The sequence below is a fragment of the Xenorhabdus japonica genome, assembly GCF_900115195.1.
In the GTDB taxonomy this organism is placed as follows: Bacteria; Pseudomonadota; Gammaproteobacteria; order Enterobacterales; family Enterobacteriaceae; genus Xenorhabdus; species Xenorhabdus japonica.
The window spans coordinates 29,881-52,308 of the sequence record NZ_FOVO01000024.1; the positions used below are offsets into that span (position 1 = coordinate 29,881).

26 protein-coding genes, 2 tRNA genes and 2 pseudogenes are annotated in these 22,428 nt (G+C 40.9%); 11 read left to right on the forward strand and 19 right to left on the reverse strand.

Going from position 1 to position 22,428, the window contains the following annotated elements; translation table 11 throughout:
* Nucleotides 1-12: 12 nt before the first annotated feature.
* The 4 genes from prfA to kdsA all read left to right on the forward strand — a co-directional run bounded on the left by prfA (nucleotide 13) and on the right by kdsA (nucleotide 3,723).
* Nucleotides 13-1,095 (forward strand): peptide chain release factor 1, encoded by a 1,083-nt coding sequence (gene prfA / locus BM135_RS10485; RefSeq protein WP_092519686.1) that lies wholly within the window; start codon nucleotides 13-15, stop codon nucleotides 1,093-1,095.
* Nucleotides 1,095-1,970 (forward strand): peptide chain release factor N(5)-glutamine methyltransferase, encoded by an 876-nt coding sequence (gene prmC, locus BM135_RS10490; RefSeq protein WP_092519687.1) that lies wholly within the window; start codon nucleotides 1,095-1,097, stop codon nucleotides 1,968-1,970. The genes prfA and prmC overlap by 1 nt, the downstream gene beginning before the upstream one ends.
* Nucleotides 1,954-2,763 carry an invasion regulator SirB1 gene (gene sirB1 / locus BM135_RS10495; RefSeq protein WP_092519688.1) on the forward strand — a complete coding sequence of 270 codons (810 nt, stop codon included), beginning with the start codon at nucleotides 1,954-1,956 and terminating at the stop codon, nucleotides 2,761-2,763. Before prmC ends, sirB1 begins: the two co-directional genes overlap by 17 nt.
* A gap of 105 nt (nucleotides 2,764-2,868) precedes the next feature.
* Nucleotides 2,869-3,723 (forward strand): 3-deoxy-8-phosphooctulonate synthase, encoded by an 855-nt coding sequence (kdsA, locus tag BM135_RS10500; RefSeq protein WP_092519689.1) that lies wholly within the window; start codon nucleotides 2,869-2,871, stop codon nucleotides 3,721-3,723.
* A 103-nt stretch (nucleotides 3,724-3,826) separates the two neighbouring features.
* Here the strand turns inward: kdsA and BM135_RS10505 are convergent, their stop codons facing one another.
* The 8 genes and pseudogenes from BM135_RS10505 to BM135_RS10530 all read right to left on the reverse strand — a co-directional run.
* Complete coding sequence (locus BM135_RS10505) at nucleotides 3,827-4,867, reverse strand: MSMEG_0569 family flavin-dependent oxidoreductase (RefSeq protein WP_245737371.1); 1,041 nt, start codon at nucleotides 4,865-4,867, stop codon at nucleotides 3,827-3,829.
* Nucleotides 4,864-5,115 carry an FAD-dependent oxidoreductase gene (locus BM135_RS17470; protein ID WP_245737372.1) on the reverse strand — a complete coding sequence of 84 codons (252 nt, stop codon included), beginning with the start codon at nucleotides 5,113-5,115 and terminating at the stop codon, nucleotides 4,864-4,866. The genes BM135_RS10505 and BM135_RS17470 overlap by 4 nt, the downstream gene beginning before the upstream one ends.
* Before the next feature lie 56 nt (nucleotides 5,116-5,171).
* The gene (locus tag BM135_RS17475) at nucleotides 5,172-5,492 is read right to left on the reverse strand and encodes a hypothetical protein (protein ID WP_245737373.1); all 321 of its coding nucleotides are present in this window, start codon (nucleotides 5,490-5,492) and stop codon (nucleotides 5,172-5,174) included.
* 25 nt (nucleotides 5,493-5,517) lie between these two features.
* A complete protein-coding gene (locus tag BM135_RS10510) occupies nucleotides 5,518-6,189 on the reverse strand; it encodes an AIR synthase related protein (RefSeq protein WP_245737374.1) in 672 nt (223 codons plus the stop codon).
* The gene (locus tag BM135_RS10515; protein ID WP_092519690.1) at nucleotides 6,189-6,752 is read right to left on the reverse strand and encodes an MSMEG_0567/Sll0786 family nitrogen starvation N-acetyltransferase; all 564 of its coding nucleotides are present in this window, start codon (nucleotides 6,750-6,752) and stop codon (nucleotides 6,189-6,191) included. The genes BM135_RS10510 and BM135_RS10515 overlap by 1 nt, the downstream gene beginning before the upstream one ends.
* Before the next feature lie 12 nt (nucleotides 6,753-6,764).
* Complete coding sequence (locus BM135_RS10520) at nucleotides 6,765-7,862, reverse strand: MSMEG_0568 family radical SAM protein (protein WP_092519691.1); 1,098 nt, start codon at nucleotides 7,860-7,862, stop codon at nucleotides 6,765-6,767.
* A gap of 36 nt (nucleotides 7,863-7,898) precedes the next feature.
* On the reverse strand, nucleotides 7,899-8,780 hold the full coding sequence (locus BM135_RS10525; RefSeq protein WP_245737375.1) for a nitrilase-related carbon-nitrogen hydrolase: 882 nt from the start codon (nucleotides 8,778-8,780) through the stop codon (nucleotides 7,899-7,901).
* Nucleotides 8,781-8,920: 140 nt separating this feature from the next.
* Nucleotides 8,921-9,244: pseudogene (locus tag BM135_RS10530) on the reverse strand (MSMEG_0572/Sll0783 family nitrogen starvation response protein); the annotation flags it as partial.
* A gap of 29 nt (nucleotides 9,245-9,273) precedes the next feature.
* Here BM135_RS10530 and BM135_RS10535 point away from each other — a divergent pair.
* Nucleotides 9,274-10,680 carry a sigma-54 interaction domain-containing protein gene (locus BM135_RS10535; RefSeq protein ID WP_245737378.1) on the forward strand — a complete coding sequence of 469 codons (1,407 nt, stop codon included), beginning with the start codon at nucleotides 9,274-9,276 and terminating at the stop codon, nucleotides 10,678-10,680.
* Here the strand turns inward: BM135_RS10535 and BM135_RS10540 are convergent.
* The 4 genes and pseudogenes from BM135_RS10540 to BM135_RS10555 all read right to left on the reverse strand — a co-directional run.
* Nucleotides 10,670-10,969, reverse strand: coding sequence for a hypothetical protein (locus BM135_RS10540; protein ID WP_092519692.1), 300 nt, complete (start codon nucleotides 10,967-10,969; stop codon nucleotides 10,670-10,672). The two genes, BM135_RS10535 and BM135_RS10540, sit on opposite strands and share 11 nt — an antisense overlap.
* A gap of 302 nt (nucleotides 10,970-11,271) precedes the next feature.
* Nucleotides 11,272-12,960, reverse strand: a complete 1,689-nt coding sequence (gene dauA / locus BM135_RS10545) for a C4-dicarboxylic acid transporter DauA (protein ID WP_092519693.1) — start codon at nucleotides 12,958-12,960, stop codon at nucleotides 11,272-11,274.
* Nucleotides 12,961-13,133: 173 nt separating this feature from the next.
* The gene (locus tag BM135_RS10550) at nucleotides 13,134-13,472 is read right to left on the reverse strand and encodes a dual specificity protein phosphatase family protein (protein WP_245737379.1); all 339 of its coding nucleotides are present in this window, start codon (nucleotides 13,470-13,472) and stop codon (nucleotides 13,134-13,136) included.
* A gap of 101 nt (nucleotides 13,473-13,573) precedes the next feature.
* A pseudogene (locus tag BM135_RS10555) lies at nucleotides 13,574-14,617 on the reverse strand (class I SAM-dependent methyltransferase family protein); the annotation flags it as partial.
* Between the two features lie 274 nt (nucleotides 14,618-14,891).
* Between BM135_RS10555 and BM135_RS17480 the strand changes: the two are divergent.
* Both BM135_RS17480 and BM135_RS17485 read left to right on the forward strand, forming a co-directional pair.
* Nucleotides 14,892-16,100, forward strand: coding sequence for an HTH domain-containing protein (locus BM135_RS17480; protein WP_245737376.1), 1,209 nt, complete (start codon nucleotides 14,892-14,894; stop codon nucleotides 16,098-16,100).
* 315 nt (nucleotides 16,101-16,415) lie between these two features.
* Nucleotides 16,416-16,655 carry a DUF6622 family protein gene (locus BM135_RS17485; RefSeq protein ID WP_245737377.1) on the forward strand — a complete coding sequence of 80 codons (240 nt, stop codon included), beginning with the start codon at nucleotides 16,416-16,418 and terminating at the stop codon, nucleotides 16,653-16,655.
* 699 nt (nucleotides 16,656-17,354) lie between these two features.
* Here the strand turns inward: BM135_RS17485 and BM135_RS10575 are convergent.
* Nucleotides 17,355-17,711: a DUF3969 family protein gene (locus BM135_RS10575; RefSeq protein WP_092519695.1), complete on the reverse strand. Its 357-nt coding sequence runs from the start codon at nucleotides 17,709-17,711 to the stop codon at nucleotides 17,355-17,357.
* Nucleotides 17,711-18,163 (reverse strand): hypothetical protein, encoded by a 453-nt coding sequence (locus tag BM135_RS10580; protein WP_092519696.1) that lies wholly within the window; start codon nucleotides 18,161-18,163, stop codon nucleotides 17,711-17,713. Before BM135_RS10580 ends, BM135_RS10575 begins: the two co-directional genes overlap by 1 nt.
* Before the next feature lie 422 nt (nucleotides 18,164-18,585).
* On the opposite strand from BM135_RS10580, the gene BM135_RS16980 reads away from it, so the two are divergent.
* Nucleotides 18,586-18,972: a hypothetical protein gene (locus BM135_RS16980; RefSeq protein ID WP_175486077.1), complete on the forward strand. Its 387-nt coding sequence runs from the start codon at nucleotides 18,586-18,588 to the stop codon at nucleotides 18,970-18,972.
* Nucleotides 18,973-19,032: 60 nt separating this feature from the next.
* Here the strand turns inward: BM135_RS16980 and BM135_RS16990 are convergent, their stop codons facing one another.
* Nucleotides 19,033-19,182, reverse strand: coding sequence for a hypothetical protein (locus tag BM135_RS16990; RefSeq protein WP_175486079.1), 150 nt, complete (start codon nucleotides 19,180-19,182; stop codon nucleotides 19,033-19,035).
* Between the two features lie 85 nt (nucleotides 19,183-19,267).
* Here BM135_RS16990 and BM135_RS17985 point away from each other — a divergent pair, with 85 nt between their 5' ends.
* Nucleotides 19,268-19,351 (forward strand): hypothetical protein, encoded by an 84-nt coding sequence (locus BM135_RS17985; RefSeq protein ID WP_422646126.1) that lies wholly within the window; start codon nucleotides 19,268-19,270, stop codon nucleotides 19,349-19,351.
* A gap of 84 nt (nucleotides 19,352-19,435) precedes the next feature.
* Here the strand turns inward: BM135_RS17985 and BM135_RS17000 are convergent, their stop codons facing one another.
* The 3 genes from BM135_RS17000 to BM135_RS10600 form a co-directional block, all read right to left on the reverse strand.
* Nucleotides 19,436-19,612: a hypothetical protein gene (locus tag BM135_RS17000; RefSeq protein WP_175486081.1), complete on the reverse strand. Its 177-nt coding sequence runs from the start codon at nucleotides 19,610-19,612 to the stop codon at nucleotides 19,436-19,438.
* A 197-nt stretch (nucleotides 19,613-19,809) separates the two neighbouring features.
* Nucleotides 19,810-19,899 (reverse strand) — tRNA-Ser (locus BM135_RS10595).
* A 120-nt stretch (nucleotides 19,900-20,019) separates the two neighbouring features.
* Nucleotides 20,020-20,109, reverse strand: a tRNA-Ser gene (locus BM135_RS10600).
* A 312-nt stretch (nucleotides 20,110-20,421) separates the two neighbouring features.
* Between BM135_RS10600 and ghrA the strand changes: the two genes are divergently transcribed.
* Nucleotides 20,422-21,369, forward strand: a complete 948-nt coding sequence (ghrA, locus tag BM135_RS10605; RefSeq protein ID WP_092519699.1) for a glyoxylate/hydroxypyruvate reductase GhrA — start codon at nucleotides 20,422-20,424, stop codon at nucleotides 21,367-21,369.
* Nucleotides 21,370-21,451: 82 nt separating this feature from the next.
* A complete protein-coding gene (locus BM135_RS10610; RefSeq protein ID WP_092519700.1) occupies nucleotides 21,452-22,003 on the forward strand; it encodes a TorD/DmsD family molecular chaperone in 552 nt (183 codons plus the stop codon).
* A gap of 145 nt (nucleotides 22,004-22,148) precedes the next feature.
* Here BM135_RS10610 and BM135_RS17495 read toward each other — a convergent pair whose 3' ends face one another.
* On the reverse strand, nucleotides 22,149-22,319 hold the full coding sequence (locus BM135_RS17495) for a DUF1439 domain-containing protein (protein ID WP_339385111.1): 171 nt from the start codon (nucleotides 22,317-22,319) through the stop codon (nucleotides 22,149-22,151).
* Nucleotides 22,320-22,428: the final 109 nt, after the last annotated feature.

The window sequence follows — 22,428 nt, forward strand, 5'->3', positions numbered from 1 at the left end:
CTGATATTACGAATGAAGTCTTCTATTGTCGCTAAATTGGAAGCATTACAAGAACGCCATGAAGAAGTTTTGGCTCACCTCGGTGATGCTGAAGTGATCACTGATCAAGAGCGTTTTCGGGCACTCTCAAAAGAATATGCTCAATTGACTGATGTGACTAACTGTTTTAAAGCTTGGAAAAGCGTTCAGGATGATATAGAAACAGCCGAGATGATGCTTGATGATCCCGAAATGCGGGAAATGGCGCAGGAAGAACTCAAGGGCGCAAAAATTCGTAATGAAGAGTTGGAACAGCAACTGCAAGTGCTGTTATTACCAAAAGATCCGGATGATGAACGCAACTGTTTCCTTGAGGTTCGTGCTGGAACCGGTGGTGATGAAGCGGCAATATTTGCCGGGGATTTATTCCGCATGTACAGCCGTTATGCAGAATCCCACCGTTGGAAAGTTGAGATCATGAGCGCCAATGAAGGCGAACATGGTGGATATAAAGAAGTGATTGCTAAAATTTCTGGTGAACAAGTTTATGGTCACTTGAAATTTGAGTCTGGCGGTCATCGTGTTCAGCGTGTGCCGGAAACCGAATCTCAAGGGCGTATTCATACTTCTGCTTGCACAGTGGCTATTTTGCCAGAAATTCCAGAAGCGGAATTACCGGAAATCAGCCCAAGCGATCTGAAAATTGACACTTTTCGTTCCTCCGGTGCGGGTGGGCAGCACGTCAATACCACTGACTCTGCAATTCGAATTACCCACCTTCCGACGGGTATTGTTGTGGAGTGTCAGGATGAGCGTTCACAACATAAAAATAAAGCAAAAGCAATGTCTGTGCTGGCTGCGCGTATTCGTGCCGCTGATATGCAAAAGCGTCAGGAAGCCGAGGCTTCTGAACGCCGCAACTTGCTCGGCTCTGGCGACCGTTCAGATCGCAACCGTACTTATAACTTCCCACAGGGACGGGTTACTGATCACCGTATCAACTTAACATTATATCGCCTTGAAGAAGTGATGGAAGGCAAACTGGATATGCTTATCCAGCCTATCATTACTGAATATCAAGCAGACCAATTATCCGCATTGTCAGAGCAGGATTGATGAATTATCAACACTGGCTCCAGCATGCAGCTATGCAGTTGACTGAAAGTGACAGCCCTAAGCGTGATGCAGAAATTTTGTTGCAATACGTAACAGGGCGTTCCCGCACTTATTTGATTGCATTCAATGAAACGCCTATTTCTCCGGAGGAAGCCAGCCAGCTTGATGCTTTTCTGGCTCGACGCATTCAGGGAGAGCCGATCGCTTATATTGTAGGGGAGCGCGAATTTTGGTCGTTGCCCCTTGCTGTATCACCAGCAACCTTGATCCCACGCCCTGATACGGAATGCTTAGTTAAAAAAGCCCTGGAATTGCTGCCTGATTTACCTGCACAGATTCTGGATCTTGGTACGGGAACGGGGGCTATTGCATTGGCATTGGCGAGTGAACGGCATGATTGTCATGTAACAGGGGTGGATATCAATCCCGATGCCGTGGCATTGGCGAAATATAACGCTGAAAAAAATGCCGAAAAGTTACCTTTCCGCAATCAGCCTTTTCACAATGTGAATTTTTTACAAAGTGAGTGGTTCTCAGCAGTTGGGAAACAGCAATTTGATATGATTGTCAGTAATCCTCCGTATATTGATGAGCTTGACCCTCATCTGGGTGAAGGAGATGTCAGGTTTGAACCGGCCACTGCATTGATTGCTGCCCAAAATGGCATGGCAGATTTGCAGACAATTGTGGAACAGGCTCGCCACTTCCTGTTACCAAACGGATGGCTATTATTGGAACATGGCTGGAAACAGGGAATCGTTGTTAGAAACCTATTTTTGGAAAAAGGTTATCAACAGATAGAGACCTTTCAGGATTATGGTGGTAACGAACGTATCACGACAGGTCGATGGAATAAAAATGAAAACCATAGTTAATTATGAATTCAATAATGCTTCCCTGATAGACGGTATTATTCTAGTAACACGGGCCATTCGTCCTGATTTTCCTCAAATATTAGTGATTGAGCAATTAACCGCCTTGGTTGAAGAAGCACAGCAAAAAGTTTCCTCCATAACTGACACTAAAACAAAATTGCAATCGTTATTGACGCTTTTTTATCGAGAGTGGAAATTCCGCGGAGCGAATGGGGTGTATTGTTTGTCTGATACTCTATGGTTGGATAATGTACTGCGTTCACATCAAGGCGCCCCCGTAACACTGGGGACGGTATTTTCACACATTGCTCAGGCGCTGGGATTGCCCGTACAGCCCGTCATATTCCCGACACAGCTAATCTTGCGGATTGATTTCACTGATGAGCCAACATGGTTCATTAATCCTATGAATGGCGATACGCTCACCGAGCATATACTTGATGTCTGGTTAAAAGGTCATATTGGTCCAACAGTTGGCCTGAAAAACAAAGACTTACAGGGGGCGGATAACGCCAGTGTCGTGCGAAAAGCTACCGACACCATCAAAACTTCCTTAATGCAAGAAAAAAAGATGGAGCTAGCACTTAAAGCCAGTGAAATCGTGCTGATGTTTGACCCTGATGATCCGTATGAAATCCGCGACCGTGGGCTGATTTATGTACAGCTCGATTGTAGTCACATTGCTGTCTCAGATTTGAGCTATTTCGTGGAGCACTGCCCTGAGGACCCTGTCTCAGAAATGCTAAAAATGCAGATTAACTCCATTGAGCAGAGAGCGATTATCCTCCATTAAATATCGTTACAAGAATGTCGTCATAAGACGGAATTTCTCTGCTCTTTATTTATTTTTTTATGAATACTGCAAATTTATTTGCCCTTAACAAGAGAAGGTATAAGCATGCAACAGAAAGTGGTTAATATTGGTGACATCAAGGTCGCAAATAATCTGCCTTTTGTACTGTTTGGTGGTATGAATGTTCTTGAATCACGGGACTTGGCCATGCGTATTTGTGAGCACTATGTGACTGTAACGCAAAAACTGGGCATTCCTTATGTTTTCAAGGCGTCTTTTGATAAGGCTAACCGTTCCTCGATCCATTCCTACCGTGGGCCGGGTTTAGAAGAGGGAATGAAAATTTTTCAGGAGCTGAAGCAGGCTTTCGGCGTGAAAATCATCACTGATGTGCATGAACCTGCGCAAGCCCAACCTGTTGCAGATGTGGTTGATGTCATCCAGCTTCCCGCTTTTCTTGCTCGCCAGACTGATCTGGTTGAAGCGATGGCTAAAACAGGCGCAATCATCAACATCAAAAAACCTCAGTTTGTCAGCCCGGGTCAAATGGGTAATATCGTTGAGAAATTTAAGGAAGGTGGCAACGATCAGGTTATTTTGTGTGACCGTGGCAGTAATTTTGGTTATGACAATCTGGTGGTTGATATGTTGGGCTTTGGCGTCATGAAGCAGGTAACTAATGGTTCACCAGTTATTTTTGACGTTACTCACTCTTTACAGTGCCGTAATCCATTGGGTGCAGCTTCCGGTGGCCGTCGTGCGCAAGTATCTGAGTTGGCGCGCGCTGGTATGGCGGTGGGGATTGCGGGGTTGTTCCTTGAAGCTCATCCTGAACCAGAAAATGCAAGATGTGATGGCCCATCGGCATTGCCTCTGGCAAAACTGAAACCATTCCTGATGCAGATGAAAGCTATTGATGATGTGGTGAAAAATTTTCCGGAGCTGGATACCGACAAATAATCACTGTATCCGTCAGGGTCTCTTAATAAAGTTTGATAAAGCGGTTACAGGCGTTTTTTTCTGTAACCGCTGATTTTTTTCATTTCCCTAGTGTTGGGATATCTCACCCACAAGATGCTAAGTTGTCTGCGTTGCCACGAATTTGTTGCTGAATATGCTGCACTACATAAGCGGCGTCCTGATCGATCCCCAGAAACCGCCCAGAACCCCATGTATATAACCACGGCAAACCAATAAACATGACATCCGGGTCAATAGTAATTCCACGGTCATGATTCGGATAACCATTGACTTGGAAAATATCTAAATCCATCCATGAATAATCAGGTCTAAAACCGATACACCAAATCACAGAAGTAATATTTTCTTTTGCTAAATCAATGTGTGTGATTTCTTGCTCAGGGCACCAAACAGGCTGATACACTGATGCAGGTTCATTGGTTGCAATATTGTTCTTATCTAAATATTCATCAATTGAGGCATTAATACGATTATAAGTGGCATCAGCACGATCGAGATTTTCTGATAAATCCGGTCTAAACCAGAGCTGACCATCTTTAAAATCATCAAAACGTCCGAACAACTGCATACCTTCTAAAGCAAATTTACGCAGATCAATATCATGTCCACCGTCACGTCCCGTGACATAGTGGTTGGTACTATTACGTACTTCTTCATTATAACAATGATCTTTGACAGTAGTTTCGTAATAACCCATATCAAACAGCCATTTCACCACATCTTTACCACGATAGAATCGAGCACAACGTGGTGCATCACCTGTCGATAAATAGACTTTTTTGCCTGCCAGATGTAAATCTTCAGCAATCTGTGCGCCGGACTGCCCCGAACCGACCACCAACACCGCGCCCTCAGGCAGTTGTTTGGCGTTTAAATATTCTTCCGAATGCATCACTTTTATATATTCAGGCAAAGTATCACTTAGTTTTGGATAAATCGGGGTGTGATACCCGCCTGCTGCGACAACAAGCTGTTTGGCAATGGTTGTACCGTGATTGGTTTTAATGACAAATTTATGTGTTGTCACTTTTCTCACATGTTCTACCTGAATATTTAAAATGGCAGGAGGATTGAGTTTTTTAATAAATGTATCGAGATATTCCACTATTTCATACTTTTTCATAAAGCCATCAGGGTCTTGCCCTTGGTAAGGAGTTCAGGCAATAAGCACTGCCAGTTAGGGGTTACCAAGGCAAAATTATCCCAACGTTTACGGCGCCAGCTATGGGTCAATTCAGTTTCTTTTTCCAATACCACATGGCTAATGCCTGCTTTCTGCAAATAGTGACTGATACATAAACCTGCCTGACCACCACCCACAATCACTACATCATAACTTGGTTGTAACATTTTATTTTGGATATTTAACATGGAACATCCTTCTTATTTATTCGTCATTTCAATGAATTCAATTTGATCTACTTTTCTTAAGTTAATTTTTTTAAGACATTGGCATAACAAAAGCCGGTAAATATCTGGTTGTTAAAATCCCAAAATATACTGTGCTGTTTTTGTTGCTTCTGCTGTACTGCAATTACACCGCTGATATTGGTTTCACCAATCACCGTGCAGATAATGCCCTGACTGTAGAACAGCCTGATAATTTCTTCACATTTATCTGTATCGGCAGTCAGTAAGAAACCAAAACTGGGGAAAATTTGTAACCATTTAAACCAATCCACATCATCCGGTTTAGGAATAGCATCTAAGTTGATATCTGCTCCTGATGCTGTAGCTTCGAGCAACATTAACAAACTGCCTAAAATGCCGGCATTAGCTAATATCACGGGCGGAATGAGCCAGATTTTCCTCTGCCAATTGCGGTAACAAGGCAAGTTGTGACCGTAAAATGTGACTGGATACACGTTCAAAGCATTTCCAATAAGTGGTATTGAGGTGGAACTGTCCTTGTAGATTTAAAGCAATCAGAATTTTTTGTTGCGGTTTGACATGAAATACTGAGAGCAGTCTTCGCGCTACACCTTGAATCGCAACTGATAAAGCGGGTTGATAAACTGCGTCAAGATGTGTATGTCCACCAACCAATGGCACACCATAAACATTACAGGCATCCTGCATGCCTTGCATTAGCTGTTGGGCATGTTTGCTACTGGTATGCCAAAAGCTGTTCACAACTGACAGTGCCCGCCCGCCCATTGCTGCAATATCACTAATATTCGCCATAATCGCTGACCATCCGGCAAAATAAGGATGATTGGCTACAAAACTCGGCAACATACCCTCACAGGCATGCAATATATATTGATCATTTAATAACGTTTGATTATTTAATAATAGCGCTGCCGTATCATCTCCGGGATAGGCATATAAACTGTCCAATGAATCCACATGGCAAGTTGTATTGGCTGAAATACTGTAAAGCGTCTGCTTGGACTGCATAGCGGGTGTATGTCTTAGCATTTCAAATAATTGATTGAGTTCCATCAGTACGCCTCCTTCTGCATATAGACGTGCATCGGGATATACTGTAACGGATAATGTTCAATCTGAGCCTGCATCAATATATGGGGAATGTTGGCAATGGTTAATTGACGCAAACTATTCCAACCCAATTTTTGGAAATAGCGTTCATTTTGAGTTTGCACAGTGGTTAAGAAAGTACGACAGCCTAAGTTTTTGGCGATTGATACCGCTGCATTGATTAGCGCTTTACCAATAGTATGATAATGTCGATATAAAGGATCTACGCATAAGCGCCCGCCGTACCACGTTTGTTCAATATCAGGGAAGATCCACACCGCACCAATCACCCGGTCACGCTCACCGAACATTTTCCCAATGGCAATAATACCTAATGCTTTAAAATCATACTCATCACGATCTTCTTTTAATATTTTCTGTTCATTGCGGAAAGTCGCTTCACGTAAACCATAGTATTGACGAAGTTCCCAATCTTCCGACACAGTTTTGATGATAATGTCGTCGCTAAGAAATTTTTTCAGCCTTTCGTTTAGCTCAAGCTGCCAAGAACAGTGAAAAGGTTCCATCTCACATTCTCCTTATTCATATGCTTTCAGCGAAGAGCAGGCACCACATTTGGCACAGCCTGCTTGAGTACTTTCCGAGTTCAAGCCATGTTGTCTGAGTTGCCGGCCAATTTTCGGATAAAGCGACTGCATAAAAGCCGGATCAGGTTTAGGATGATGTTCCAATGGGGTGCCCTGAATCGGCACAAACGGCACCACAAATGGATACACTCCAATTTTGGTTAATTTGGCGCTCATCTCCACGATTTCTAATTCGGTGTCGCCCAAACCTGCCAAAATGTAGGTACTGACCTGTCCCCGACCGAATACGGCAACGGCTGCCTTAAATGCGGCAAAATATTTTTCCAATGATACTTCGGCTTTACCGGGCATAATTTTCTGTCGTATTTTCTCGCTTACTGCTTCAAGATGCATCCCAATTGACACAGCACCTGCATCTTTTAAACGCTGAAACCATGCAAAATCATCGGGGGGCTCACACTGTATCTGTATTGGTAAATCAACCTGCGCCTTAATCGCTTTAACCGAGTCATATAAAATTTTTGCCCCGCGATCCGCCTTATTTGGTGTACCTGTGGTGATCACCATTTGTTTGACACCATCCAGCTCAACGGCTGCCTTGGCGACTTCTGTCAATTGTTGTGGATGCTTGCGGATCAAAGTTCGACCATTTTTTACAGACTGATCAATTGAACAAAATTGGCATGCAGTTGCTTGGTCATTCATACGAATGCAATGCTGTAACACCGTGGTTGCTAACACATTGTGACTATGCAAGGTCGCAATTTGCTCATAGGAAATACCTTCGGCAGTTTTCAAATCATAAAAACGTGGTCGTGCAGGCGCAGTTAAGGTTGCGATCGGGGTCCGGTTTTTAAAAACAATCACCTTGTCGGAGTTCGTCTCAGGTTTTGCAGTATAGGGCGAATCTTGTGCTGCAAGATTCAGAACAGGAATCATCATGGTCTGCCTGTTAAGACTCAGTGCCTTGTGATCACTTGGCCCAGCGCCACCTTTACGAGACAAGCCAACTTCGCCTTCCCATTTCAGACCGTTACATTGCAAATCGGTCAATAGCTGTAAATCAGGAAATCGTTGTATTGCAGACATCCTTCCCCCTAATTACTTGGATTTAATCAATGCAATTTAGATATGTGCTTCATTGAATTTTGAAAGTTGTTCGAGATGATTTTGATCTGATGTTTCAGCTTTCAGTTCGTGTAATACATGTGCCAGACGGCGATTAATCAATAAGCTGAACAATTCAGGACGGCTATAATGCCCAACTGAATCCATCATACGTTTGCGTTTATCAATCAGGCTGAAATCCAGATCGGCAATGCAATAACCTTCCCCTTGCATGAGTGGTTCAGCTATGAACTTACCTTCAGGAGAAACAATGGCGGTAAAGCATCCTCCTGAGATTGGAGCGATGCTACAGCCGGTATCCTGCATAATTTGTTGTTGCTGTTCGGGATGCAGCCATGCGGTGGAATTGACCACAAAACAGCCGGACTCTAAAGCATGGTGTTGAATGGTTACGCTGATTTGATCGGCAAAAACTTGTCCTACCAACGAACCGGGAAACATGGCAGCATGAATTTGCTCACCATCTGCCATCAAGGCAAAGCGTGCCAACGGGTTGTAATGTTCCCAGCATGCTAGTGAGCCGACACGCCCCACAGCAGAATCAATGGCACGCAGGCCACTGCCATCACCTTGTCCCCATACCATTCGTTCATGGTAAGTTGGAGTAATTTTGCGGCGATGCTGAATGATTGAACCATCGGCATCAAATAACAGTTGCGCGTTATAAATCGTACCGCCTGCACGTTCATTGATGCCAATCGACACCACCATGTTAGCCTCAATGCAGGCCTGGCCAATCACTAAGGTTGTTTCTGAAGGTACAACTACTGATTCATTCAATAGTTTTAAATGTTCTTTGCCCATGGCAAGTGGTGGTTGTACAAAGGAAAAATAAGGGTAATAAGGCACTATGGTTTCAGGAAAGACGGCAAATTTCACTCCTCGTTTTCCAAGCTCAGAAATAATGCCACAGATTTTTTTACCGTTGCGGCTTGGCTATAAAGCACTGGACTGCATTGCACTGCGGCGGCTTTAATGATTCGGTTCATGTCTTATTCCCCTTATAGTTTATGTCTTACTTAGACAGTCCAAGTATCAATGATTAAGGCATTGTCACGACGCATCAGCAGTTTTAAATCCATTACATCCAATGGATTAATTGGGCGGACTCCCTGAATAAGCGCTTTTTCGGTTTGACCATACATAGCTTGCAACGCAAAACGGCAGGCATAGACTTCCCCACCTTCTTCCATAAAGGCTTTCAACTGATTATTGACGGCCAAATGACCTGGAAAAGCTTCTGCTCCTAAAGTTGGAAAACCACGTTGTACACCCAGCTGTACACCCGGCCCATAAAGCAATATTTTGGTTTCAAAGCCCTTGCGCAATAAACGCTTTGCCTGATGGTATTTACAGTATCAATAAACAAGGGTTGTGCACCTTTATTAACCCCGCCGGGGCTAAAATGTTGGGATTACAGCCTGAAGATGTACTGAGTAACAATATCCATCAGATTCACCATCATACCCATGAAAATGGCGAACATTATCCTGTAGAAGAGTGTCCGATTTATGCGGCGGTAAATGACGGTATTGTATATGAAGGTATTCAGGAAATTTTTTGGCGCCGTGACGGAAGTTACTTTCCAGTGGAGTTTACCAGTACTCCTGTGATCCGTGACGGTGAAATTATTGGTGCAGTGGTAGTTTTCCGCGATATTACTGATCGGCTGAATACCGAAAAACAACTGACTCATGCCCTTGAAGAGCTGCAAGATTTAAAAAGCCGACTGGAACAGCAAAACGAATATCTGCAAGAAGAAATTTTACAAGAAAATAAATACCATGAAATTGTCGGCAACAGTGCATCTATTTTACAGATTATTGAGAAAATCAATGTAGTCGCTCCAACCGATGCCAACGTGATGATTTATGGTGATTCCGGTACAGGCAAGGAGCTGATCGCCCGTGCTATTCACCAATCCAGTCACCGTAAACAGCAACCGCTTATTCGGGTCAACTGTGCAGCCATTCCTTCGGAACTATTTGAAAGTGAATTTTTCGGGCATGTTAAAGGTGCATTTACTGGAGCTGTGCGTGACCGTGTCGGACGTTTTGAATTGGCAGATCAGGGCACATTATTTTTAGATGAAATTGGCGAAATTCAACCAGAGCAACAAAGTAAATTGTTACGTGTGTTGCAAGAAGGAACCTTTGAGAGGGTAGGTGAAGAAAAGACGCGGCATGTGAATGTGCGGATTATTGCTGCCACCAACCGCAATTTAAAAGAAGAAGTGAAACACAAACGTTTTCGCGAAGACTTGTACTTTCGTTTAAATGTATTCCCGATTTATGCACCGGCCTTACGTGAGCGTAAAGAAGATATTCCACTTTTGGTTACACACTTTACCAAACTGATTTGCGATAGTCGTAAAATAAATTATTTACCATTCTCACAAAAGCATATTTTGGAACTACAGCAATACGACTGGCCCGGCAATATCCGTGAGCTGCAAAATGTCATTGAACGGGCACTAATTACAGCAAAACAAGGCGTTGTTTCCTTTACCTATTTGCTAGAACAAGATCAACAACTATCTCAAAAACTGTCTAAAATTTCACGTCAAAATATTCACAATGAACTACAAAAAACCGAAGGTGTGCTAACCATAGAACAACTCAAGGAGTTGGAAATTAAAAACTTTTCGATTGCTGTTAAACAATCCAAAGGAAAAATTTTTGGTGATGATGGAGCAGCAAAATTGTTGGGAATCAACCCAACAACATTGATCTCACGCTTAAAAAAATTGGGAATTGATTATAAGTCGGTTATTTTCTAGGGTAGTTAGTGATAATTTTTTTTGTATCAGCGTCAATATTAACATTAAAACAATCGAATGCCACCTCATTATAAGTCATTATATTTTCAGGCGTAATTTTTATTGGATAAAAACTCACAGAGTAATATTTTCGAGCATCTATTGGCGCTTCCACAAGACGAATGTCTATATGGCAATCGCTTATATCGAAGCCCTCGTTAGCCGCTTTATTCATCGCTATTAACAAAAATCCTGTAACATCTTTATTTATTTCATGCAAAATTTCGAATTTCTCTTCTATAAATTTCATTTTTCATCCTTATTCAAAAATTTTTATTGATAATAACACGCTAAAAGAGGCAGCTTGAAATACGAAGAGCATAAATGCTATTGCTGTAAAAAATACTATTGCTGTAAAAAAACACTACTACTGTAAAATCCAAAATCAATGCAATATTTAATATAAACTGTATGCTATAAACGATTCTTTAACAGAATTGATTTGAAGAGATGGCAGACCCAAAGCCAACAACACGTGCAAATAGTCAGAAACAGGCAATCGAAAGAAAGCGTGAGGATTCTTCAATTACAAATATTTCAGTGATCTTTAGGTTAATCCATTTCTTCTAATACCTTGGATAAAGTGGCATAAAAACTTAATTGCCCTTTAATCGGCTTGATGTTGGCTCTTGCCAATGTTTTCAATGGTTGGAATGGGATATCACACACAATGATATATTTCTCTTTTCCCATCTCACGGATAAATCCCTGAAATGCGTGCAGTCCACCAGCATCCAGAACGGGGACGGCATCCCACTGCATGACAATGGTTTGATAATCAGTACTTTTTTCTTTGAGTTCAGCAAAAATACGTTCTGCGGCAGCGAAAAACAGCGGACCATTAATTCGCACAACCAGTAGATCTTTATCATTATTTGTTAGAGGAGAAATACTAATCCGAGTCATATTGGCAATTTTACGCATGAACAACAGCGATGCCAGAACAATACCAATAGTAATTGCGATTACCATATCAAATAGAACCGTTAATGACAGGCACAGCAACATGACGATGATATCGTCTCTGGGAGCCCGACGGGCTAAATCCACTACCTTATGAGCTTCACTCATATTCCATGCCACAATCAGCAAAATAGCAGACATAGCTGCAAGTGGCAGGTAAGAAAGCATTGGAGCAAGAACCAGCAACGTCAATAAAACCAGCAGAGAGTGAACAACCGCAGCAATGGGTGAAGTTGCACCTGCACGGACATTGGCGGCGGAACGGGCAATAGCCGCAGTTGCGGTGATCCCGCCAAAGAAGGGAGCTACAATATTACCCATTCCCTGACCAATCAATTCACTGTTGGAATGATGTTTTTTTCCGGTCATGCCATCCAGAATAACAGCACACAGCAGGGACTCGATTGCTCCTAGCATTGCCATCGAAAATGCTGCGGGTAGCAGTGCTGATATCGTATTCCAGTTAATATCAAGAGAGTGGGTATCAGGCAGATTCCACGGCAGCACAAATTGAGGAAGAATTGGCGGAATACCTTGACCCTGTGTACCATCTTCCAGCGTATAACTGAATGATGAACCAATCGTTGCCACATCATGACCTAACAGATGCATGATACCCATGATACCTGTGCCTGCAATCAAAGCCGGTAAGTGACCCGGTAACTTTAATCCCAGTTTCGGCCAGAAAATTAATACCAGAAGCGTGGTTAAACCGATGAGTGTGTCGCTGAATTGTAATGAAGTAAACCCTTGAGAGAGGGCAATCACTTTATCAATATAATTTTCCGGCACATGTTCCAGTTTCAGGCCAAAGAAATTCTGCACCTGCATGGTGGCGATAGTAATTGCAATGCCGGAAGTGAATCCAAGCGTGACAGACAATGGGATATATTCAATAAGTCGGCCAAACCGCGCCAGCCCCATAACAAGCAAAATAACGCCTGACATAAGCGTCGCGATCAGTAGACCACTCAGGCCAAATTGCTGTGAAACTGGATAGAGGATAACCACAAAAGCGGCAGTTGGCCCGGAAACGCTGTAACGTGATCCTCCGCTAATGGCAATAACAATACCTGCAATAGCCGCAGTATAGAGACCATATTGTGGCGCAACGCCACTGCCGATTGCCAGCGCCATTGCGAGGGGGATAGCAATAATCCCTACGGTGATCCCCGCAATCATATCTTTGATCAAACGGGAAAAAGAGTAAGTTTCCTTCCAACATGCGTCAATAAGCGCACTAAATGGGCGTATTCCCTTAATTTTACGAGTATTCATTTAATTAAAAACCAAAAATAAGATATCAGATGATGATTTGAGAAAAGTGATGCCAGAATATCGCTTTTATCAGATCAGAAAGGTGTTATATGTCAAAAAGTTAACTGATAGGTTAGCGTTCATAAAATAAAAATCAAATAATTTAATTAATATTATTAATTAAATGTTACAGATTATACCCTTCGGTGCTGATAATATTCTGCCCATTGAACAAGGACATTCAGGTGTGTTTGCCTGAAAGTAACATGGGGTCTGGCTTGATGCAGCATAGTGATAACGGTAGGAATATCATATTCAGGGTGTTGTTTTAGCAGCCATGCTGCCACGACCATTGCACTACGGGATAATCCGAGTGTGCAATGAATGAATACGCTTCCTTTTTCATGCAATTTGTCCAGTGCACAAACAACAGACTGTAGCGCTTCAGGTGTCAACGGCAATAAATCGATTTGAGGTTGGCAAATATAATGTGCTGTATAAATACCCGGTTTTCTGTGCCATTCTGCTGTCATATCCAAAACACTGACTGCTTTAGCTGATTTGATAATTGATTGATTTGGCAAATAACCAAGAATGATCCCTTCTGTAATTTGATTATACGGTGCACTTTTTTTGCATCAAGGACATAGCGCCCGTATCCGGCAGCGATATCTACAATATTGATAGGCATATTTTGTTGATGTAAATGGTGAATGGCCTGACGAATTAATGTTTCTATATTGCTTTTACGTTGCCGTATGCCGCGCCAGCCAATGTTACCCCTAAGATATTGCTGATCTACTAACCGTTCCCAAATTCCCTGACCTTGTGGCTGGTTGCGATAAACATAATCCAGTGTGGAACCGGAATCAAAACCCGTATCAAGACCGATACGGATACCTTCGGAAGCTTTGCCCCAGCGTGTATTCATCACCTTACGCATCAATTTATAGCCAAGATTTTTGGGACACAGGCGTGGTAATGAAAGAGTGAGCGCCCGAAATTCATCGACTGTATGGCTCCAGATATCTTCATTGCTGTAATCATGTTGATAACGTGGGATAGCAAAAATGCGTCCAATAAAAGTACGTATTTTATCGAAAACCAAATGGCGATTTTTTTCGCCCAGCGTATCGTGATAGAACCCCTCCATAACATGTTTTTCTTTAATCAGGGTATTCAATCGTTGGTAAAATTGGTGTTGAGATTTATGGTTCACTACATAATCATTACCAGAAATAAATAGTTGTGTTGGCAACGTAATGGCGCTGGCATCTTTTACTACGCGTTTTGCGGTTTGATAAAGCTCCAATAGAATATTGACGGCAATTTCACGGGTGATCAGCGGATCGCTGTCATAAGAAGTAATGCGGGCTTCATCGTGAGTCAGGAATTTCGTTTTTACATAGGAATTAACGAAAAAAACACCTCGTATTTTTTGCATTAATCGTAGTCCTTGTACCGCAAAGGGAAAGTATAATTTAATATCGAACGCGGGAGCAGCAAGTATCATGGCACGGATTTTGGGCGCGTAATCATGTACTCAAGCAGAGACTAAAACAGCCCCGACACTCTGACCAATTACCACGATATTCTCCATTGCAATGCTGTATTGGGTGGCAATAAACCTGACAAATTCATCAACATCACGAATAGATGTACCCATTGATGGACTATAATCACTGGCCCTGCTGGTTCGAATAATCAATAATTTATCATTTAAATCAAAGTATTATTAATTTTTCGTTTGTGATTATATCTTTTCATTATTCAGTGACAACCTTTCTGCCATAATGCAAGTTAAAATCGATGACGGAACAATGATGAGTTTTATAATTTTGATTAGATTGAACAATTAATATAAAGGAAATGGTAAATTGTCTAGGGCACAGCGTTTGTTATCTCTTATGGAAATATTGCGTAGCTATCATTTTCCCGTACAGGGAAAGGTATTGGCCCAGAAGTTGAATATCAGCTTAAGAACACTTTACCGGGATATTGCAACTTTGCAGACTCAAGGTGTCAGTATTGAGGGAGAAGCGGGTATAGGTTATGTGTTACGACCGGGATTTGTTTTACCTCCATTGATGCTAACGCAAAATGAAATAGAAGCCTTAGCATTAGGGGCCAGTTGGGTGGTCAAACGTGCCGATCCACAGTTGAAAGCATCAGCAAATAGCGCAATAAATAAAATTGCGGCGGTGATCCCAACAGAACTAAAACAATATCTTGAGACGAACTCATTATTAATTGGGCCAGCGGCTACAACGGTTCAAACTGCTGTTGATATCCCCCAGATACGGCAAGCGATTAGTCATAGGCATAAAATTACCTTTACTTATTTAGATCTTAAAAGTAATCAATCAATGAGAGTAATATGGCCATTTGATTTGCGGAAAAAATGGGAGATTGATCTTGAATATTTTGAATTTGAAGGTGAGGTGAAAACGGGACAATACGGCAGGATGGTGTTAAGTGGTATGCCCGAAATTCGTTTCTATCTTGCAAATATTGAAATCAATAAAGAGTTTACCGATCAAGTCAATCTGCCGCAGATGGGGAGGTTAACTTTCTGCCACCAAATTTTGACCGACGAAAGTAACATGGCAAATTGCATTAAGGTGAGCGTTTCTTTTGAGCCTGAAGACAATATTTCTAATGCACAAGCGGTAAGTTTTTTTAAGCAAGTGACACAAGATTTGGTTGAAACGCTCTCAAGACTTAAGGATGTGATTGAAAAAATGGATTTAATTGAAAAAACTGATGTAATTAAAGAAAATAATGCAGAAAAATCCGCTGCTGTTAAACCCAATCTTCAATTGATTTATTCTTCTGATATCGAACGTTCTATGGCATTTTATACAACGATTTTCAACACAGAACCGATTTTTTCCAGTCCGCATTATGTGGCGTTTAATGCAGGAAAAGAAGCCATTTTCGCCATTTGGAGTGGAGGAACGAAGCCAGATAACACCGTTCCACGGTTTTCAGAGATAGGTATTATGTTACCTTCTGGTGAAGCTGTTGATCAGCTCTTCGAAAAATGGCAAGAGAATCCGAACATTGAAATCCAGCAGGAACCTTACACTGACGTCTTTGGTCGTACTTTCCTCGTAAAAGTTCCTGATGGTCATATGATTCGAGTGTGCCCTTTGGATTAAAGAAAACTCTATGTTCATAACAACGGTGACCGGGGTGAGTGAGCTCAGCCAATTAAAGAGGCAACTTGAAAGTTGTTATGCTGAAAAGCATAATATTAATGTGAGTTAGAAATGAGAAGTTAATGGCAATTTTATCTTTCCATTAACGATATTTTTATTTGAATGTATAAATAAAGCATTGTCTCATTTTCCTAGGCATAAACAAAAAAGTAATTAGTTTATCTTTGGTGCTAAAATGAATAATGATCTATTTTTTAAAACTATGAAGAACTTTATGTTTAACACTTTATACTAAATGTAAGAAGGATGAATGATATGTCAATCTTATCTATTATCAAAGGTACCCCTATCTGGGTTTGGATTTTATTTGCTTTTCTGATTAAACGAGGCATCAATGCGTTATATGACCGGGAAATGCGTATTGAACGTCTGTTTTTTATGCCGATTTTGTTTTTCATATGGGCTGTTTACAGTGTATTGCATGAAACGACATTTTCAAACACTGCCTTTTTAGCGCTTATTTTAGGGATATTCGTGGGAGGTGGTATAGGGTAGTACTTATGGCATAATCAGCCAAGATTAAGAAAAAAAGATTAAAGTGACTTAATCATCCGATCAGGAACTCCTTTAACTTTGAGCCTTATTATTATCGTCTTTATAGTTAAGTTCATTCTTTCTGCCATGATGAGTATTAATTCTCAGTTATTATACTCTTTCAATTTTAATTTAATTTTTGGTTTTATATGTGGTCTATCGGATGGTGTTTTTTGGGGCGGGACACTAAATTTATTTATCCACTACTATAGAAATACTATTAATTAGTCATTATTGATAATTAACAGTCACGCATAGTCATATTTTTTATTTAATTGGTTGATTTCAAGGCCAATTAAATTTAATTTTTGTTTTTTATAATCAGTATCCCAAGAAAAAATCACTACCAAATCAGATAGGGATGGCTTGTATATTCCAATTTAGATATCGCTGGAACGGTAAAGGAGACCGAATCGACATAGGAACCTATCCGGCGACTGGCTTAAAAGATAATCGTGACGATGTAACTTTTTATCGTGCAAGAGTTTTCTTTGGATTAATATTAATCCAAGTATGCTCGCGCCCTAACTTCGGCGGGGGTTTTTATGCCCGAAACCTAGACTTAAAAAGATGACAGTCACCCGCTTTGAAATTGATAAACAAAACGGGTAATTGTCAGATTGTGTTTAAGCTGATAGACACACTGTAAAATGGGGTAATTTATCCTCTTCTACCTTTACCTTTTATGAGAATTTCTTTCTCTACTAATCTTCCTATTTCGTCACTATTTTTAATGAATAATAATGTTTGCTCGATCAATTCATTAATACTAGCGGGCAATTCTTCCGGTACTAAAGATGTTACGTCTTCAAGTTCACAGCCGAGGTTAATGATATTAATCAAGTCGTCGGATGCTTTAATTTTTTTTAATACGTCAGGGACATAGGGCATAAATATAAACCCTTCCGCCTCATCAATAGAAATCAGTTTCTTATCAAGAGAATGCAACAATCCCAAAACCAAAATGCTAACAAATTTTTCCGCATGTTTTTTTTCAATGCAATAACAAAGTTTCATTAACTCCCCCTTATACTCCACCCACGATGGACTTTCACATCAAATACGAGACCACTTTTGTGTTGAAAATAATGGATAGACACTCGTTGATTGGAGGCACTATAGCCATTTTTATAGATTTTATACCATTGCCCAGCTCTTACGGATCTTAGATCCTGCAAAACTTTTTTATTGTTAACAACCCGAGTTGTTCCATTCTGGACTGGTCTAAACCCTTTAGGATATTGAGGTGCATCCTTGATTGATTTGTAAGTATGCTTAATACCACTTGATTCATGTTTATTTGGAGTTTTCGGAAGCTTTGGAATTTTTGGAGTGTTCGGGATGTTCGGAATCTTAATGGCTGAGATTTGATGCGCGCTTGTCACCTCATCTGGCGCTTGAAAGCTGTGCCCCGAAAAAGGAAGCAATATCAATACAAGGCTAAATAAAACCTTTGCGAGTTGTTTCATAAGAATATCCTCAATATGAGTAAGTCGGTTTTAAAGTATTCTCCACAACAGAATTAGAATTACTCTGGTGTAATGTGAGGCATTATATAAATACTCAACTAAACGGAATTAAAACCAAAACCGATTTATTTCGGATAAAATATTAATAAAAGATAAATAAAATTGATTTTTTAAAATTATATGATTAGTGAAATCTTTGAATTTACAACTCAATTCGATCAGCACTAAACTTCAAATATACAACTTATGATGACTTGCGCGCTATATTTGCTGATAAAGAACTTCATGTTACGGTTGATGGTATAATCCATAATCTTGGTCAAGATTATGGGTTTTCTGAAGAACAAGGCAGTGATCTAGGAGGATATGCATATTTTTATGCTGAATACTCTACTTTATAAGCACAAAAACTAGGCCTCCGATTGCAACAAATGCAACAAACTGGTCAAACCAAGCTCTTCTGCCTTAACAAGGTCAGCGTTAAAAACCCCGCGTCAGAAATAACCTTTCCTGCCGGAGTCAGGTTCTTGGGTGAAAATAAAACGTTTCCGTCCGTATTTGGAAATAAAGAAGTTATTGAAGTTATTTCAGGGGTATTTGAATGTAAGGATGGCGCTTTAGCTCGTGAAGTCACGCTAAAGGCGGGCTGGACAATTAAGCACCAAATCGAAAATTGGCTGTCAGGAAAGGCGACTGTTGACTCTAAAGGGCGGCCGATTGTTGAGTTCTTCTTCAAACTTAATGGTGTGCTTCAGTATGTTAAAAAGCGGGGCGCTGAACGTAGACCCGCATCATGTTCTCGACATTGATAAACCGACGCTGATTGCACTGACTAAGTCGATCATTCAGCACGAGAACGGCAAGCAACCTTATTCTGATGATATTTTCACACGGGCATTTGAGATGCTATGAAACTCAATAGCCAGTACTTTACTCACGGTGCTTTGGTGATTGTCTCTGGCTTGCTCTGGTTCTATTGCAGCGAGTATCAGGACAAGGCTGAAATCGACAGGCTGCATACTGCTTCTCTTGCTCATCCTAAACGGGTGTACATCAAAGCCAAGTGTCCAGTGTCTAAAACCGCTGCCCCCTCCGGCATGGATGATGCAGCCACCGCCCGATCTACAGACTCCGCTATCCGAAATTATTGGGTACTCAGAGAAAGAATTGCCACCTCAGAGCAAATGATTCTGGGGTTGCAGGAGTATGTCAGGACGCAGTGTGGGTGAGTGATGAGAGGACGGCAGGAATGAACCGTCCTACTCGATGTTATTATAAAAATGCACAAGTAGCGTAAGCTCCTGGACCTGGTTCGCTATTTGTTAAGCACCAAACCATACAATCAGTCCATGCCTGACCAGTCTGATTCGAACAAATTGAAGCATAGATTTGCATTGAAGCTAAAAGAGTCGTGCCTGCCAACAGGCAAAGAAGAATGTATTTTTTCATTTTATTCTCCCTATTTCATATTTCGCTTGCAGTAACATGATTGCAACAACACGTAAACCCATTTTCGCCCAATAACAAGCGAATAATGCTTAACAATTAGTTATCATCTGAAACTAAAGCAAATATTTATTTACTCATTCCTTGAGTGGCTAAAGGTTGTGATATTAAATTATCAGTAGGAATTTGGATGCAAAAAATGGCGGTGAGGGAGGGATTCGAACCCTCGATACGTTTTCACGTATACACACTTTCCAGGCGTGCTCCTTCAGCCTCTCGGACACCTCACCGAATTTTGTTTCTGTCGCATTTAATAAAAATACGTTGCTGCAATGTGTCCGACTATTTTAGTTAATCTGCTTAGACACTAAAAAAGCCTGAGCATTTTATTCAGGCTTTTTTATAGAAGATGGCGGTGAGGGAGGGATTCGAACCCTCGATACGTTTTCACGTATACACACTTTCCAGGCGTGCTCCTTCAGCCTCTCGGACACCTCACCATATTTTATTGTTGCAGTGATTTTTTCAGTTCATCGCTGCAACGGGGCGCTACTATAGGGAAAAGAGTGGCAAGCGTCAACAGGCTTATGAGGATTTTTTTCAGGCTTTTTGACTGATTAGACAAATAAAAAACAATTTGAGTGCTTGGCAGACAATTACAATAGTAAAAGTTCTCTTTTTGCAACGAGTCATGACAAATCTGTTAACCAGATAACATTATCAATATTTTCATTCCTGTCTTCTTATTGGGGACTTGCAACCTTTCAGCAATGAGTTGACTCTATTAGAAAAACAAAAAGGAATGAGATTTTATGAACATCATTTTTTTTCACCCTTCCTTTAATTTTAATTCTGATAAATGGATTCAGGGAATACAAGCTAGATTACCTGAGGCTAACGTTCGTCAATGGGTTAGTGGTGATAATGCTCCCGCTGATTATGCTTTAGTTTGGTTGTCTCCCTATGAAATGTTCGCTAATCGTCAGGATATAAAAGGGATATTTTCACTCGGTGCCGGCGTGGATGCCATCCTTAAACAAGAATTGGAAAATCCGGGAACGTTACCAAAGGGGGTTCCACTAATACGCCTTGAAGATACAGGCATGGCGCGGCAAATGCAGGAGTACGCACTTTCCTCTGTTTTACACTATTTCCGCCGCATGGATGAATATAAACAATATCAAGAACAACGTCTTTGGAATCCCGTGCCACCCCATAATCGAAAGGAATTTGTTATTGGTGTTTTGGGAGCAGGGATTTTAGGGCGTAGTGTTATTGAAAAATTGAAGTCATTTGATTTTACTGTTCGCTGCTGGAGCAGAACGCCAAAACAAATTGATCAAGTTGAGAGTTTTTACGGGAAAGAGCCGCTAGGTGGTTTTCTTTCTGAATGTAAGGTGTTGATTAATATTCTGCCAGATACGCCAGAAACTCGTGGCATCTTAAATCTTTCATTATTTAAACAGTTAAAACCTGGCTCATATGTGATCAATATTGCACGAGGTGCGCAACTCGTAGAGCAAGATTTGCTGATTGCCATTGATAAAGGTTATGTTGCTGGTGCGACTCTTGATGTATTTGTTGAAGAACCACTATCAAATTTTCATCCTTTCTGGACTCATCCACGCATTAATATCACTCCACATATCGCGGCAAATACGATTCCTGATGAAGCCATGGATGTGATTTGTGAAAATATCCGACGAATGGAAAAAGGTGAGCCTCCCATTGGTCTTGTTGATATGACTCTTGGTTATTAATAAGTAGCTTTACAGCAAGGCAGGCGATTAGGGACAATGACAACATCCATTATTTAGATAAGTTATTGGGTTGGATTAAATCATGAACGAATTTTCTATAGTTTGCCGCATATTAGGAATATTGTTTAACCGAGCACCACAAGATCCTGTTCTACAACCTGTGATTGCTGTGATTGCTATGATTGCTGAGGGAAAATTGAAACAAGCGTGGCCTTTAGAACAGGATGAGTTGTTGGATAGGTTACAGCAAAACAGTGAGTTATCGGTGATTGAAGCCAATTATCATGCTTTGTTCACTGGAGAGTCTGCGAGCGTGGCAATTTGCCGTTCTGATTATACCGATAAGGATGAAAGTGAAGTACGTGAGTTTTTAGTGGAGCGGGGCATGCCTTTGTCTGATACTCCTGCTGATCAGTTTGGCTCCTTATTGTTGGCTGCATCGTGGTTGGAAGATCAGGCCGCAGAGGATGAAGTTCAAGCCCAGATTGCGTTGTTTGATGAGTATTTGTTACCTTGGTGTGGGCAATTTCTTGGTAAAGTTGAAGCCCATGCACCTAGCTGTTTTTATCGAACTCTGGCGATTGTTGCCCGCGAAGCATTGCAGGCGTTACGTGAAGAATTAGAATCTGAGTGACAACGTCACGCTGTTTGTATTTCTATTTTTTTGTATTTATCGTGTTAAATAAATAAGTTAATCGATAACAATTAGTAAATAATGAGTAAAAAATAAGGGCAGGAGATTAAATAACTTGCCTTTATTATTTCATTGGTAATAAAAATTATTTATTAACCGAACTAATAACTAATGCACCAGGTTTAGTATCCAATCTTTTAACTGATTTTGACGCAGCAGCTTTAGTTTTGCTTTTGTCTTGGCTCAAAACATAAATCGGATTAGTATCAAAAAATCTACTTAAAGAAGTATTCAGATAAGGGATCAGTGTCTTAATTTATGTGGCAGTTGATTCTGGCGTAGTTTTGTCGTCGACGATTTCTGGTTCCTTAAGGAAAATAGTGCCTTTTTCCTATGGCATAATAAGTTCAATGCATGATTAATGT